Genomic DNA, 13,957 nt, shown 5'->3' on the forward strand with positions numbered 1-13,957 from the left:
TATATAGAATGACCAGTCAGTCAATAAAAAATGTAATGGAGGATATGATGAACCACGTTATTAATTTCGTTCTGAAAAACAAATTCGCCGTATGGCTGATGACGATTATTGTAACGGCAGCCGGCTTGTATGCGGGTATGAATATGAAGCAAGAGTCTATTCCTGACGTGAACATGCCTTACTTGACGATCAGCACGACATATCCGGGTGCAACACCAAGCCAAGTGGCTGATGAAGTGACCAAACCGGTTGAACAAGCCGTACAGAACTTGGACGGTGTCAGCGTTGTGACGTCGACGTCCTATGAAAACGCATCGTCGGTCATGATTGAATATGATTATGAGAAAGATATGGACAAAGCGAAAACAGAAGCAGCTGAAGCGTTAGAAAACGTCAACCTGCCTGATGACGCGAAAGATCCGGAGATTTCACGCTACAGCTTGAACTCATTCCCGATTCTGACGCTGAGCGTGTCCAGTGATAAAGATAATCTGCAAGAGCTGACGAAACAAGTGGAGGACAGCCTCGTTTCTAAACTTGAAGGCATAGAAGGCGTTGCGTCCGTCCAAGTATCAGGCCAGCAGGTGGAAGAGGTTGAATTCTCTTTCAAAGAAGACAAACTGAAGGAATACGGCCTTGATGAAGATACAGTCAAGCAAGTGATTCAAGGTTCAGATGTGACAACTCCGCTTGGATTGTACACATTCGGAAATGAAGAAAAATCTGTCGTCGTCAGCGGCGATATTGAAACAATTAAAGATTTGAAGAATATGAGAATCCCGACGGCATCTGCTTCAAGTGCAGGCAGCAGCGCAGCATCTCAAGCGGGTGCGCAGAGTGCTCAAGCAGCCCAAAGCGCACAAGCGGCAGCACAGGCGCAGCAAAGCGCAAGCACAGCAGTGCCGACAGTCAAGCTTTCTGACATTGCTACAATTAAAGATGTGAAAAAAGCTGAATCTGTTTCACGCACAAATGGCAAAGACAGCATCGGCATCAATATCGTCAAAGCAAACGATGCGAATACGGTAGAGGTTGCCGACAATGTCAAAGCTGAGCTGAAGAAGTTCAAAGAAGACCATAAAGGCTTCAATTACAGCGCAACTCTCGACATGGCGGAGCCGATCACACAGTCAGTTGACACGATGTTAAGCAAAGCCATCTTCGGTGCTATTTTTGCGATTGTGATTATTCTCTTATTCTTAAGAGATATCAAATCAACATTAATTTCTGTTGTTTCAATTCCATTATCATTGCTGATCGCACTCCTTGTGCTGCAGCAGCTTGATATCACATTGAATATTATGACGCTCGGCGCAATGACCGTTGCCATCGGACGTGTAGTCGATGACTCCATCGTTGTGATCGAGAACATTTACCGCCGCATGAGACTCAAAGATGAGCCGCTCCGCGGAAAAGCCTTGGTTCGTGAAGCGACGAAGGAAATGTTTAAACCGATCATGTCATCAACGATTGTGACAATCGCGGTATTCCTGCCACTCGCACTTGTAGGCGGACAAATCGGTGAATTGTTTATTCCATTTGCCTTAACGATTGTTTTTGCGCTTGCCGCATCCCTGGTGATTTCAATCACGCTTGTGCCGATGCTCGCACACAGCCTGTTCAAAAAATCATTAACGGGTGCGCCGATTAAAGCGAAAGAACACAAACCTGGCAGACTTGCAAACATCTATAAAAAAGTATTGAACTGGGCGCTGAGCCACAAATGGATCACGTCTATCATCGCTGTTCTGATGCTCCTTGGAAGCTTGTTCCTTGTACCGCTAATCGGTGCCAGCTACCTGCCGTCCGAGGAAGAAAAAACGATGCAGCTCACATACAGCCCAGAACCGGGTGAAACGAAAAAAGAAGCCGAAAATGAAGCTGAAAAAGCGGAAAAAATCCTGCTTGACCGCAAGCATGTCGATACGGTTCAGTATTCATTAGGCTCTGGCAGCCCGCTTGCCGGAGGAGATTCTAACGGTGCGTTATTCTATATCAAATATGAAAGCGACACACCTGACTTTGATAAAGAAAAAGATAACGTTCTGAAGGAAATCCAAAAGCAATCTGACCGCGGAGAATGGAAGTCACAGGACTTCAGCTCTTCAGGCAATAACAACGAATTAACATACTATGTGTATGGCGATTCTGAAAACGATATTAAAGACACGGTCAAAGACATTGAAAAAATCATGAAAGATGAAAAGGATCTGAAAAACGTAAACTCAGGCCTTTCCAGCACATATGATGAGTACACATTTGTCGCTGACCAAGAAAAACTAAGCAAACTCGGTTTAACTGCGTCTCAAATTTCTCAGGCCTTAATGTCACAAACATCACAAGAACCGCTCACAACAGTGAAAAAAGACGGCAAAGAGCTTGATGTGAACATTAAGACAGAAAAAGACGAGTATAAGAGTGTGAAAGATTTAGAGAATAAAAAGATCACTTCCGCGACTGGCCAGGAAGTCAAAATCGGCGATGTGGCAAAAGTGAAGGAAGGATCAACATCAGATACCGTGTCAAAACGTGACGGAAAAGTCTATGCAGATGTCACAGGTGAGGTTACCTCTGACAACGTCACAGCCGTATCAGCTGCTATCCAGAAGAAAATTGATAAGCTAGACCACCCTGATAACGTATCGATTGACACAGGCGGCGTATCAGCGGATATCGCTGATTCCTTCACGAAGCTCGGTTTAGCGATGCTGGCAGCAATAGCGATCGTTTACCTTGTGCTCGTGATTACCTTCGGTGGAGCACTAGCGCCATTTGCGATTCTGTTCTCATTGCCGTTCACAGTCATCGGTGCACTGGTCGGACTTTACGTATCAGGTGAAACGATCAGTCTGAACGCCATGATCGGTATGCTCATGCTGATCGGTATCGTTGTCACGAATGCCATTGTCTTAATTGACCGCGTGATTCATAAGGAAGCGGAAGGCCTGTCTACGAGAGAAGCGCTCCTGGAAGCCGGCTCTACACGACTCCGTCCGATCCTGATGACAGCCATTGCGACAATCGGCGCCTTGATTCCATTAGCCCTCGGCTTCGAAGGCGGAAGCCAGGTCATTTCAAAAGGACTCGGCGTCACGGTTATCGGCGGTTTGATCAGTTCAACACTTCTGACACTCCTGATCGTGCCAATCGTATATGAAGTATTGGCGAAGTTCCGCAAGAAAAAACCGGGAACGGAAGAAGAGTAAAAAAACAAAAAGCCTCAGCTCTGCTGAGGCTTTCAGCTTGTTGAAAAACCCTCGCATTCGTTGTCAGGTCTGCGCGTCGGTGCTCACGAATTTTACATTCGCTCCGCTCCAATGCTCCCCCTTCCTAGACTACAAGGGTTTTCAATCAAGCTGAAAGAATGTTAAGGATGACAAAAGCTCAAAACAAGAATCAGTTTTGAGCTTTTGTGCGTTTTCACCTGTAAGATTATGTACATTTTGTTGCGATTTTTTTAACTCATAGTATAATTAAAGGTTGTTAGTGTAAAAATGGATCGGATACTCTTAAGTAGGATGATGAGATAATGAAACGTGCACGCATAATATACAATCCGACTTCAGGACGGGAGATCTTTAAAAAGCATCTTGCCCAGGTCCTGCAAAAATTTGAACAAGCCGGCTATGAAACCTCCACCCATGCCACGACATGCGCGGGAGACGCAACGCACGCCGCCAAGGAAGCGGCATTGCGTGAGTTTGACTTAATCATTGCGGCAGGCGGGGACGGAACGATCAACGAGGTCGTCAATGGGCTTGCGCCTTTAGACAATCGTCCGACACTCGGTGTGATTCCTGTCGGCACAACGAACGACTTCGCCAGAGCGCTCGGCATTCCGCGAGAGGATATTTTAAAAGCGGCAGATACGGTCATTAACGGCGTCGCCCGCCCGATTGATATCGGACAGGTCAACGGCCAGTATTTTATCAATATCGCCGGAGGAGGCCGTCTGACCGAGCTGACGTACGACGTGCCAAGCAAACTCAAAACAATGCTCGGCCAGCTTGCTTATTATTTAAAAGGAATGGAAATGCTGCCTTCACTTCGTCCGACAGAAGTCGAGATTGAATATGACGGCAAGCTGTTTCAAGGTGAAATCATGCTGTTTTTGGTCACGCTGACAAATTCCGTCGGCGGGTTCGAAAAGCTCGCGCCGGATTCCAGCCTGAATGACGGCATGTTTGATTTGATGATATTAAAGAAAGCAAACCTTGCTGAATTTATCAGGGTCGCTACGATGGCGCTTCGCGGCGAACATATCAACGACCAGCACATTATTTATACAAAAGCGAACCGCGTGAAAGTCAATGTATCAGAAAAGATGCAGCTGAACCTGGACGGCGAGTACGGCGGCATGCTGCCGGGCGAATTCGTGAATCTGTACCGGCACATTCACGTCGTCATGCCGAAGGAGAAAGCGGAACAGCTGGATGACTAAAACTTGGCTTTGTAAGCCAAGCTCAGAATGTTGACAAAATCCTAAAACAGTTTTCGTTTTAGGATTTTGTCATCTTTTCAGCGTGATTGAAAACCTTTGAAGTCTAGGAAGGACGAGCATTGGAGCGTACTTCCGCAGGATGCGGTGACAGCGGCGTTTGAGCAGGACGCTCTAGTTTTTAGCCGCTGGTCTTTTTACGTGAGCACCGAAGCACAGGACTGACAACGAATGCGAAGGTTTGCCTACACGCTGAAACTTGGCTTGAATAGGCCAAGTTTTTCTTTCGCTTAAAACAAGAGGTGAACATACATGAAAATGAAACCCCCAGTAGAAAAAAATGAATACTACGACGTGACATTTGAGGATTTGACACATGAAGGAGCGGGTGTCGCAAAGGTACAGGGCTTCCCGATCTTCGTGCCGAACGCCCTGCCGGAGGAAAAAGCGCAAATCAAAGTGACACGCGTCAAAAAAGGTTTTGCTTTCGGACGCTTGATTGAGCTGAAGGAAGAGAGCCCGCATAGAACGGACGCCCCATGCCCGATTTACAAACAATGCGGAGGCTGTCAGCTTCAGCACATGACCTACGAAGGCCAGCTCCTGTTTAAACAGAAACAAGTCAAAGACGTCTTAGAACGCATCGGCAAGCTGGACCTTTCAAACGTCACCGTGCACCCGACACTCGGCATGGAAGACCCGTGGAACTACAGAAACAAAGCACAGGTGCCGGTAGGAGAACGGGAAGGCGGACTCGTCGCCGGATTTTATCAGCAAAGAAGCCATGACATCATCGATATGAGCGCCTGCCTGATCCAGCAATCCAAAAACGACGAAGCCGTCCAAGCCGTCAAAGACATTTGCGCAAACTACGGCGTCAAAGCCTACAACGAAGAACGCCACAAAGGCTGGCTCCGACACATCATGGTCAGATACGGCGTTGTTACGGGCGAAATGATGATCGTCTTCATCACAAGAACGAACGATTTTCCGCACAAAGCGAAGATCATCGAAGACATCACAGCGCAATTCCCGCACGTCAAATCCATCGTGCAAAACATCAACCCAAACAAAACAAACGTCATTTTTGGCAACGAAACAAACGTCATCTGGGGCGAAGAATACATCTACGACCTCATCGGAGACGTCAAATTCGCCATCTCCGCCAGATCGTTCTATCAGGTGAACCCGGAGCAAACAAAGGTGCTCTACGACAAAGCGCTGGAATACGCGGAGCTTCAAGGTGAAGAAACCGTCATCGACGCCTACTGCGGCATCGGTACAATTTCTCTCTTTCTGGCAAAGCAGGCGAAAAAAGTGTACGGTGTAGAGATTGTACCGGAAGCAATTGAAGATGCGAAACGAAACGCAGAATTAAACGGCATCACAAACGCAGAGTTTGCTGTTGGAGAAGCGGAAACCGTGATTCCAAAGTGGTACGAAGAAGGCATCACAGCAGATACGCTAGTCGTCGACCCGCCAAGAAAAGGCTGCGACGAAGCCCTCCTGCGGACGATTGTGGAGATGAAGCCGAAGCGGGTGGTGTATGTGTCCTGTAATCCGGGGACGCTTGCGAGAGATTTGCGGGTGCTTGAGGATAGCGGGTATCAGACGCTCGAAGTGCAGCCTGTGGATATGTTTCCGCATACGAATCATGTGGAGTGTGTGGCTGTGCTTAAACTTAGAGAAGGCAACTAACCCTTGGGGGTTGTTGTCTTTTTTGATTGTTATAACTGGAAAGGCTAAACTGCATGGTTTTTCTTGAATAATTTTATAGTTAGATCACTAATTTTAGATATATGCCACTCAAGTGAGGTCATCGTTTTGTGGATTTCAAGCAGAAGTTGATCAGCATCTTGAACATCAACATTCTATCACCTTGTCACCTATTTCTTCAGAAAAAGAGACGCAGCCTAAGCTACGTCTTGTTCTTAACCAAGCGTTCCGTTTTCTGCAATCGTCATTTCCTTGTCAAAGATGGCTTTGTCTGCTAGGGAGTTCGTTGAATCGTTTGCAGCTTTGCTTGTCATGTTTCTGGATGCTACGTTTACTTCATTTCCCAAGGAAGAACTGATAAAGCTTACACCGATCAAAGCAATTACAGCGCACAAAGTCAGTTTAAATTTCATACAAACAATCCCCTCTCTGAATTTGTTTGCGGGCATGAACCATCTTTTTGAAACAGATAACAGAATCATCCATCTGCCCAATTTCAGTATAAAACTTTGCGGCTAATAATGCCAACTCTTCCATATAAGGATATCCTTGGGATGTTTCTAATTTGTTGAAAACATTTAATAAAATGGACGCTTCTCCTTTTTTGATAAACAGCGCCTGCAATCCTTCAAACATAATTTTAAATAGGCCATCGTCGAATTTACATGCGAAGCGTACGCCTTTTCTGAAACAATCCATTGCCTGTTCTTGTTTATGTTGAAGAAAATAAATTAAGGCTAAATCGTGGTAAGCTTGTGTCAAGTTGTTGAAATTTGATTTTTTAAATTGGAATATCGATTTCTCCATGTATTTTGCTGCTTTCGTCAATTCGCCCATTTTAAGATAACAATTTCCGATATTGAATAAAGCTTGGCCGTAAATCCGCTTGTTTTTGCTTTCAAGAAGCCGTGCGCCTTTTAGTGCCTGTTCAAGGTGAGGGAGCGCCTTTTCATGACTTTCTAAATCGTCGTAGTTTCCTGCGATCACAAAATGGCATTGTATGCGGCGGACTGAGTAAAGGTCGTGTGTTTTATAGATGTTATACGCCTAGAAGAATAGTGCATGGATACGTGGGTTTGTTTCATATGATAAAACACTTCAGCCATTTTAAAATAAAATTCCGCCCGCTCAATTTCATCTGAAATATAGGGAATGGTGTTTTCCGCTTTTTGATAGAATGTAATGGCACTTAAGAAATTGCCCTCTTTGAATTCATACATCCCTTGAAAAAAGTAATAGTAGTATTCAACGAGTTTCTCCATCTTCCTGTTGCTGCCTTCAATTCTCTTTAAATATTCTGATAACTCCATTTGGTTTCCTTCAGATGGAATCACATAGTCAATCATAAGCTGATGGCGAAATGCAATGAGCTGATAGTAAATCAAGAGGTCTTGGTCTTCTTCCATGATGTCAATGTCTCGTTCGATCTCAGCTTTAAGCATTTCAGCATCTGTCACATTAAACTTTTGAATATGCCGGTTCCACTCATTAATTTTCATCCCAACGTGCGGAGACGAAATCGTGTCCAAACTTCTCACCCTTCCTCTTCTCACTAATTATGTAAATTTTATCAATACTGAAATTTAATAGGAAGGGGTTGAGCGACCGCAAAAAAATTTTCAGTGCAGTCCGCTAAAGGGAGTTGGGGTGTTTCGCATTATATTTGGTTTTGTGAAGGTAGTACAATCTCAACTTTTGAACTTTGGATTGCGGTTATCACGACTGAGCAGTTTCGTCGTACTCTTTTAGCAGTTTTTCTGTCTTATACATTTCTCTGAGCATAGGATTCATGTAGTTGTTAGCTGATTCTAGATATGCTCTTGTCAGAGTATCTAGTTTATTTTTAACTCTAGAGAGGTCTTCTTCGAATTGCTCCTCTGTTGAATGTTGGATAAATTCTTTTGCCTCTTCGTACCTTTGTAATATGTTTTTCACAATTGGAGTTGGATTCTTTTGATTAATTGTTTTTATTACTGTGATTGTTAAATTCATTTGTTTTATTAATTCTTTTCTTACTGTCAAGGTGATGCTCCTTTTATAAAGTGAGATGAGATAAAAATAAAGCCCTCAAGTAAGAGGGCTTCATATTTATTTAGAATTTTTTACTTAAGCATAGGATACTGCACCAATAAATTTAAATGAATAGTTTTTATCGTTTATTTCTTTCTCCCTGCCGTCATATTCAAAATTATATAAAAGAACAGCAGCATTGATTTGTTCTGGAATTGCGGTACCTACTATGTTCTCAAATCGAGGTAAGATGACACTATCGTACGAACAGCCGCCAATTAGTTCAGATAAATTATTACAATTTTTTTCATGTGCGACTTTTTCTATAAAATCTTCATCTAATTCATCGATATCTATATCAAAATCAATTAAAAATTGGGAAGGGAGAAAATCACCTTCGTCTTCATTGTATTTTAGGTTAACGTAATCATTTAAAGAGGATGAATTTTTTATGTACCCTATCCAAAGCGATAAAAAATTTTGTTTTTCCAATTTTTCACCCCTTACTCAAGCATAATGGTTCAAAAGAGGGTAATGAAAATTGCATCAGATGTAAACGTCATCACTAATTCAGATAGTTCTTTACAAATTCCTCATCCTCTTTGTCCATAGGGGAAATACCCAAGTTAGTGTATTCCCAGATCATTTGTCTTTGGTAGTCGTCTAACGTAGATTCAATAACATTTTCATAATCATAGTCTATTGAAAATTTTCCAGTAGGTTAGTCCACAAATCTGATTTATTCGCTTTCCATTCATCCCTTAGTCATCAAATAAATCTTGTAGTTCGATTAACAAGTTATCATAAATTTGTGCACTTACTTGATAATATTCGGGAATGTCATGCGAATAAATGAACTCTTCACTATTTTTTGATATAATACGCCCATTTTTTCTGTTTCCATAAAAGCACCTCCAGAATCAAAAATAGCCCAGTATAGAAGAGCTATCTTTGATTTATAGATCCTCATACTACTGGGAGTTGAGGGTACCTTTTAGGTCCATCGGTATAAGCATAATAATATGAAAACTTTAAAATGTCCCTATTGAGGTTCTAATTGGACAAAACATCTTGATTGTTATTGAAGGTTACGGATTATAGTGTGATTACTCTTCTTTATAGTTAAGAGCAATTTCCACGATTTGCTCGGCTGTGTATTCTTCTTCGCTCCAAAAAATTAAATCACTTGGTGCAGGATGAGGGACATTTTCTTCTAATAAATCGATGTATTTACCAATAACCTCATCTTCTAATTCAGGATTCATAATTTTTTTCACCAATGAGACTAATTCTTCTTTTGACATTTTATTCAAGGGTTTATTCTCCTTTTCTTTATTTTAGTTTTTACTTCCTTTTTTTCCGAAATGATAAGCTGGATCTAGTATCTCCTGATGCATTTTTGGAGAAGTAATAATTAGGTTATCTAAATTATACACATCTCCACCTTTATCAATAGGTTGTTTATGGTGTAAAATATATGACTTATGTTTACCATAATGCTCTTTTTTAGGTGCGATAGGGGAGTTCCCATTTTTCATTCTAGCTATATTATTTTTATTAAATTCATTTGCATATTCAGTGTTGGCTACAGATCTCCAGAATTCTTTTCTAAACTCATCAAATGATTTGAACTCCTTCCCAAGAAGTTGTTTGCGTACTTCTTGAGGAATAACCCCTAATTTACCATTGTTGTACATCAGTCTTTCTTGAAGCTGCAGCCCTCTACTTGGAGTTACTTTACCAGTTGCTACACCTGGGATGTTTCTTTTGGTGAATAGAATGCTAGATTCTTTAGTTTCTTCTATAATCTTCTCTAATAAGGGGGTATTCTTAACATTGTGAGTATTACCAATGTCTTGCGCTATTCCTACAAGGGCAGGTTCATATTCATTTTTAGGAAAAGAATTGATGAAGTTTTTTCCTTTTTCTATTCCTGTCTTTACATGTGTAGTAGCCGCTTTTTCTCCAGCTTCAAGCACTTTATCGACTTTGGCAGCACCTGCTTTACCAAGTTTGCTTGTTACTTTCACAGCAGAGCCAGCACCTTTTAGTCCAACGAGGTTCCCGACCACATAGGTAATATAATGAGATCTGGAGTATGCATCTCCGTTAACCATTTTATCATTCCATGAATCCGCTATGTTTGTCCATATGATTTTTGCATAGGAAGGTGTCTTCAATACAGTTGAAATTGTTTTGGCTAATTTTTGTTCTTCGGAGAGCTGGGAAAACTCCCACGTTCCGACAGCTAAATCTTTAACGCCAGTCACAGTATCCTTAGCGACATCGTAGAGACCGACTCCAACTCCTTTCAGAACTTCCCATGTGGTTTCACCAACTTCTTCGAGCTGTTTTGCTTGCTCTAGTTGCACTACATACTGTAACTGTGTAGGCTTAAGGTTCTCATACCCAATCTTCTTCGCAATTTCTAAATATTCATCCGGATCTGAGACACCATTCGCAAGCTTTTTCTTCAGTTTTTCAATCTCGCGTTCCTTCGCTTCCTCTTTCTTAATCTTCAAGTAAGCATCCGTCCGCTTTTCAATGTCGCCTTTTTTCTTATGTATGTCACTCTCACGGTACGCTTTGGCGTTGTAGTGGATGGGTGTTGCGTTTTTGCCTTTGCCCGTTGCTTCTTGGAGCTTTTGGAAGTCGGATTTGATGAATTGTTCGTTTGGTTCTGACAGGGCGTATTCTGTTTTCAGGTCTTCGTCCAAGGCGTCCAATTTTTCCAGTGTTTTTTTGCGTTTGTCGTTGGCATCGGCCAGCTCGTCTTTGAAGGTTTCTGTTGAAAACAGGTCGAGCGGGAGGATGTCGTCGATATCGTTTAAGATATCTTTCATTGCTTTTTTCTGTTCAGACATGATGGATTTCGATTTTTTGTGCGCATTTTCCAGTTCATGCTCCAGGAAAGATTCTTCGATGTATGCGTCAGAGAGGCCTTTGTCCTCGGCGGCTCCGGCGATACTGTTGAAAAATGCGATTTTCATGTCGATGTAGTCGATCCATTGGTCGGTGACGCCGACGTGGTCGTGGTAGAAGGCTTTGATATTGCTGGCGCCTTTACCTGAGAATTCACTGTCACTGAGATCAGCGACGCTTTTTAATGCTTTTCTCAAATTAACCATTTGCGTTCTTAGTTCTTTGTACTCTTTTGCACGGTCTGCCGCTTCTGAAAGCAGTGTTTTCGCTTCAAATACTTTCATGACCATTTCCCTTCTTTTGTTCACTCAATATCAAAATTTTACCACGGGGTGGGATGATGGTGGATGTGAGAACGTGTTTTGGTGGAAAAATGAGTCATTTGGCATGTGTCTAAGTGCACGGTTTTGATAAGATAATGATAGATCAATAAAAAGGGGAAGAGCTCATTTGGATAAAGACTTCTTAATCATAAAGATCAAGGATATTCAAAAAGGCGACACGCTAACGAACCGCGCTTGCGGGAACTGGGATATGAAATTGTCCAGAGCAAAGGAATGTAAACGGGCAATTGTTGTTCGGAGCGGTGTGATTTTAAATGTTTACAAGATCGTTGACGCTTGGGAATCTGAAGAACCCGCCAAGATCACTAAAACGAATAATAGAGTCCGGTTTCAATTGGCAGAGTGCCGTGACTATTCTTATTTAATTGGAAGTACACTGAAAACAAAAACGCAAAATCCGGTTTCGAGTCTATCCTTAGAAACCTTAATGGAACTAGTAAAATAAAAGGAGCCCAGCATGTATCTCTATAAAGTAAACAACCAAAATCAGCTAGAAGATATTCGCGAGAAACCGTTTAAAAAAGAAAAAGAGATTCAGGATTTATTTGAGACCAATCTTCAGCAAATGTTGGGGCTCAGTTTTGTGAAATCTGAATTCAGGATTAGCAATTTCCGCATTGATACGTTAGCGTTTGATGCTGAGACGAAATCTTTTGTGATTATCGAGTATAAAAATACGAAGAACTTCAGTGTTGTTGACCAGGGCTACGCCTATTTAGCGGCAATGCTCAATCATAAAGCTGATTTCATTCTTGAGTACAATGAGAATCATGATCGTCCGTTAAAGCGGGATGATGTGGATTGGTCGCAGTCGAAGGTCATTTTTATTTCACCTGTTTTTACGGTGTATCAAAAGCAATCCATCCATTTTAAAGACCTGCCAATTGAATTATGGGAGATTAAAAGGTACGAAAATGATCTGATCCAGTTGAATCAAATGAAGGCTGATGGCGTCTCCGAGTCGATTAAGACCATTTCGCAGCAAAGTGAGACCATTCAAGAGGTCAGCAAAGAAATTAAAGTGTTTTCTGAAGAGGATCATCTTGCAGATAAACCGTTTGACATCATAGAGCTTTATCAGCAGCTAAAGGAATTCATTTTTAATTTGGACGATCATATTTCAATCAAACCGACAAAGCTTTATATTGCGTTTACATCAAATAAGCGAAATTTCACTGACATTCTTCTTTTAAAAAGCGGACTTAAGCTGTGGGTGAATATGAAAAAGGGGGAATTGCATGATCCTGAGGAGAGAATGCGCGATGTCTCTGAGACCGGCCACTGGGGAAATGGCGACTATGAGATTTTCATAAAAGATGACGAAAACATAGAATATATCATGGGATTGATCAAACAATCCTATGAGAAAAATAAGTGAGAACTTCCATGGAGAAGTTCTTTTTTTTATTGGATTACAAGGGATATGTACAGGGCATGTTGAAAACGATATAGAGTTTTTAACCATTTACTGGGAGTTTCTTGTGTGAAAAAGCGTTTTATACTATTGGGCTTGTTCGCAAGTGTTTTTATGTTGACTGTGTATATTTCCTTTCAAAATAAAAATACGCATCCTGTCCAATCTTCCACCATTCACCCCGAAGAAGACCGGATCTTTTTTATCTACTCCAATCCTTTCATAAAAGAAAGCGTGCTGCTTTCAACCTCTACAGGCGAACGGTTTAACAGGCGTACGTTTAAGGTGGCGGATGTGCCTTATATTCAAACGAAATCTTATGCATCAACAGACCTTGTATTATTGGCGGAACACGAGCCTTTTTACTACACGCTGGAGAAGGATGCGATCAAAGAGCATCCGCTGTCAGATCCATTTGCGTTTTGGTATGAGGGGAAGGATGTCACTATTGAGGCCTATAATGTTGATACGACGGGAAATGAGATCCGCATAAATGATAAAAAAATGAAGAAGGAATATACCCTTACCTTGCCTTCGCTTGTCACGATGGGGGCCAGTGATGAGAACTATATTTATATCATTCAAAGTATGTCTATTTACGTGATTGACAGAAAAACAGAGGAAATGATTGAGACTCTGAGTTTAGCTTCATACGCTGATCAATTCGCAGATTCGGAGGAATTTATTGTCGCGAGCTCGGATCATAAATTGACTGTGATTGAAAAAGGGACATGGAAAACGACATATATTCCGTATCCTGATGATCTTGAATACGCTGATACCGTATACTATAACAAGGAAAGCGGCAGTTTTTACGTTGCGTACGAAGACAAAGAGGGGGAGGCGAACTTGCTGGAATATGGGGAGGATTTTTCTTTTCACACATACAGCTTGACATTCCCTTATATAGAGGCGAAGTTTAAGGGGAATCTATTGTATATAGTTGCCCAGGAAGAGCATAAAAAGGGCATCGGCGGGTATATGGGTGTGTTTGATATTCATTCTAAGAAGATGCTTTATCAGTTTGATTTGCCTGAGGAACAGGTGAAGGTGCAGGGTTTTGTTGTGGTTGAGTAAGCTCATTTCAGTCTCTTTCTGCTTCTGTAAAAATGA

General features: G+C 41.9%; 13 protein-coding genes and 1 pseudogene. 6 read left to right on the forward strand and 8 right to left on the reverse strand.

Annotation, left to right across the window (positions count from 1 at the left end):
• Nucleotides 1-47 precede the first annotated feature (47 nt).
• The 3 genes from srfP to rlmD all read left to right on the forward strand — a co-directional run bounded on the left by srfP (nucleotide 48) and on the right by rlmD (nucleotide 6,136).
• Complete coding sequence (gene srfP / locus NST79_RS03750) at nucleotides 48-3,206, forward strand: surfactin resistance protein SrfP (RefSeq protein ID WP_014479080.1); 3,159 nt, start codon at nucleotides 48-50, stop codon at nucleotides 3,204-3,206.
• A 323-nt stretch (nucleotides 3,207-3,529) separates the two neighbouring features.
• Nucleotides 3,530-4,441, forward strand: a complete 912-nt coding sequence (locus NST79_RS03755; RefSeq protein ID WP_003233894.1) for a diacylglycerol kinase — start codon at nucleotides 3,530-3,532, stop codon at nucleotides 4,439-4,441.
• Nucleotides 4,442-4,750: 309 nt separating this feature from the next.
• The gene (gene rlmD / locus NST79_RS03760; RefSeq protein ID WP_212060012.1) at nucleotides 4,751-6,136 is read left to right on the forward strand and encodes a 23S rRNA (uracil(1939)-C(5))-methyltransferase RlmD; all 1,386 of its coding nucleotides are present in this window, start codon (nucleotides 4,751-4,753) and stop codon (nucleotides 6,134-6,136) included.
• Nucleotides 6,137-6,369: 233 nt separating this feature from the next.
• On the opposite strand, the gene NST79_RS03765 is transcribed toward rlmD, so the two are convergent.
• The 8 genes and pseudogenes from NST79_RS03765 to NST79_RS03800 all read right to left on the reverse strand — a co-directional run bounded on the left by NST79_RS03765 (nucleotide 6,370) and on the right by NST79_RS03800 (nucleotide 11,370).
• Nucleotides 6,370-6,567, reverse strand: a complete 198-nt coding sequence (locus tag NST79_RS03765) for a hypothetical protein (RefSeq protein ID WP_003240078.1) — start codon at nucleotides 6,565-6,567, stop codon at nucleotides 6,370-6,372.
• Nucleotides 6,557-7,683, reverse strand: a pseudogene (locus NST79_RS03770) (Rap family tetratricopeptide repeat protein). Before NST79_RS03770 ends, NST79_RS03765 begins: the two are co-directional and overlap by 11 nt.
• Nucleotides 7,684-7,870: 187 nt before the next feature.
• A complete protein-coding gene (locus tag NST79_RS03775; protein ID WP_116316346.1) occupies nucleotides 7,871-8,176 on the reverse strand; it encodes a hypothetical protein in 306 nt (101 codons plus the stop codon).
• 84 nt (nucleotides 8,177-8,260) lie between these two features.
• A complete protein-coding gene (locus tag NST79_RS03780) occupies nucleotides 8,261-8,656 on the reverse strand; it encodes an immunity 22 family protein (RefSeq protein ID WP_144531329.1) in 396 nt (131 codons plus the stop codon).
• A gap of 73 nt (nucleotides 8,657-8,729) precedes the next feature.
• The gene (locus NST79_RS03785) at nucleotides 8,730-8,867 is read right to left on the reverse strand and encodes an immunity protein YezG family protein (protein ID WP_339225839.1); all 138 of its coding nucleotides are present in this window, start codon (nucleotides 8,865-8,867) and stop codon (nucleotides 8,730-8,732) included.
• 58 nt (nucleotides 8,868-8,925) lie between these two features.
• Complete coding sequence (locus NST79_RS03790) at nucleotides 8,926-9,045, reverse strand: immunity protein YezG family protein (RefSeq protein WP_339225840.1); 120 nt, start codon at nucleotides 9,043-9,045, stop codon at nucleotides 8,926-8,928.
• Nucleotides 9,046-9,270: 225 nt separating this feature from the next.
• Nucleotides 9,271-9,477 carry a bacteriocin immunity protein gene (locus NST79_RS03795; protein ID WP_095714359.1) on the reverse strand — a complete coding sequence of 69 codons (207 nt, stop codon included), beginning with the start codon at nucleotides 9,475-9,477 and terminating at the stop codon, nucleotides 9,271-9,273.
• A 24-nt stretch (nucleotides 9,478-9,501) separates the two neighbouring features.
• Nucleotides 9,502-11,370 (reverse strand): T7SS effector LXG polymorphic toxin, encoded by a 1,869-nt coding sequence (locus NST79_RS03800; protein ID WP_212060011.1) that lies wholly within the window; start codon nucleotides 11,368-11,370, stop codon nucleotides 9,502-9,504.
• A gap of 166 nt (nucleotides 11,371-11,536) precedes the next feature.
• Here NST79_RS03800 and NST79_RS03805 point away from each other — a divergent pair, with 166 nt between their 5' ends.
• From NST79_RS03805 to NST79_RS03815, 3 genes are all read left to right on the forward strand, one after another.
• Entirely contained in the window at nucleotides 11,537-11,875 is a 339-nt protein-coding gene (locus NST79_RS03805; protein WP_029726615.1) for a hypothetical protein, read from the forward strand.
• Nucleotides 11,876-11,887: 12 nt separating this feature from the next.
• Nucleotides 11,888-12,808, forward strand: coding sequence for a DUF5655 domain-containing protein (locus NST79_RS03810; RefSeq protein WP_212060010.1), 921 nt, complete (start codon nucleotides 11,888-11,890; stop codon nucleotides 12,806-12,808).
• Between the two features lie 150 nt (nucleotides 12,809-12,958).
• Nucleotides 12,959-13,921 carry a hypothetical protein gene (locus NST79_RS03815; protein WP_214287330.1) on the forward strand — a complete coding sequence of 321 codons (963 nt, stop codon included), beginning with the start codon at nucleotides 12,959-12,961 and terminating at the stop codon, nucleotides 13,919-13,921.
• Nucleotides 13,922-13,957: the final 36 nt, after the last annotated feature.

This window comes from Bacillus sp. PS196 (assembly GCF_037963555.1).
GTDB classification, from domain to species: domain Bacteria; phylum Bacillota; class Bacilli; order Bacillales; family Bacillaceae; genus Bacillus; species Bacillus subtilis.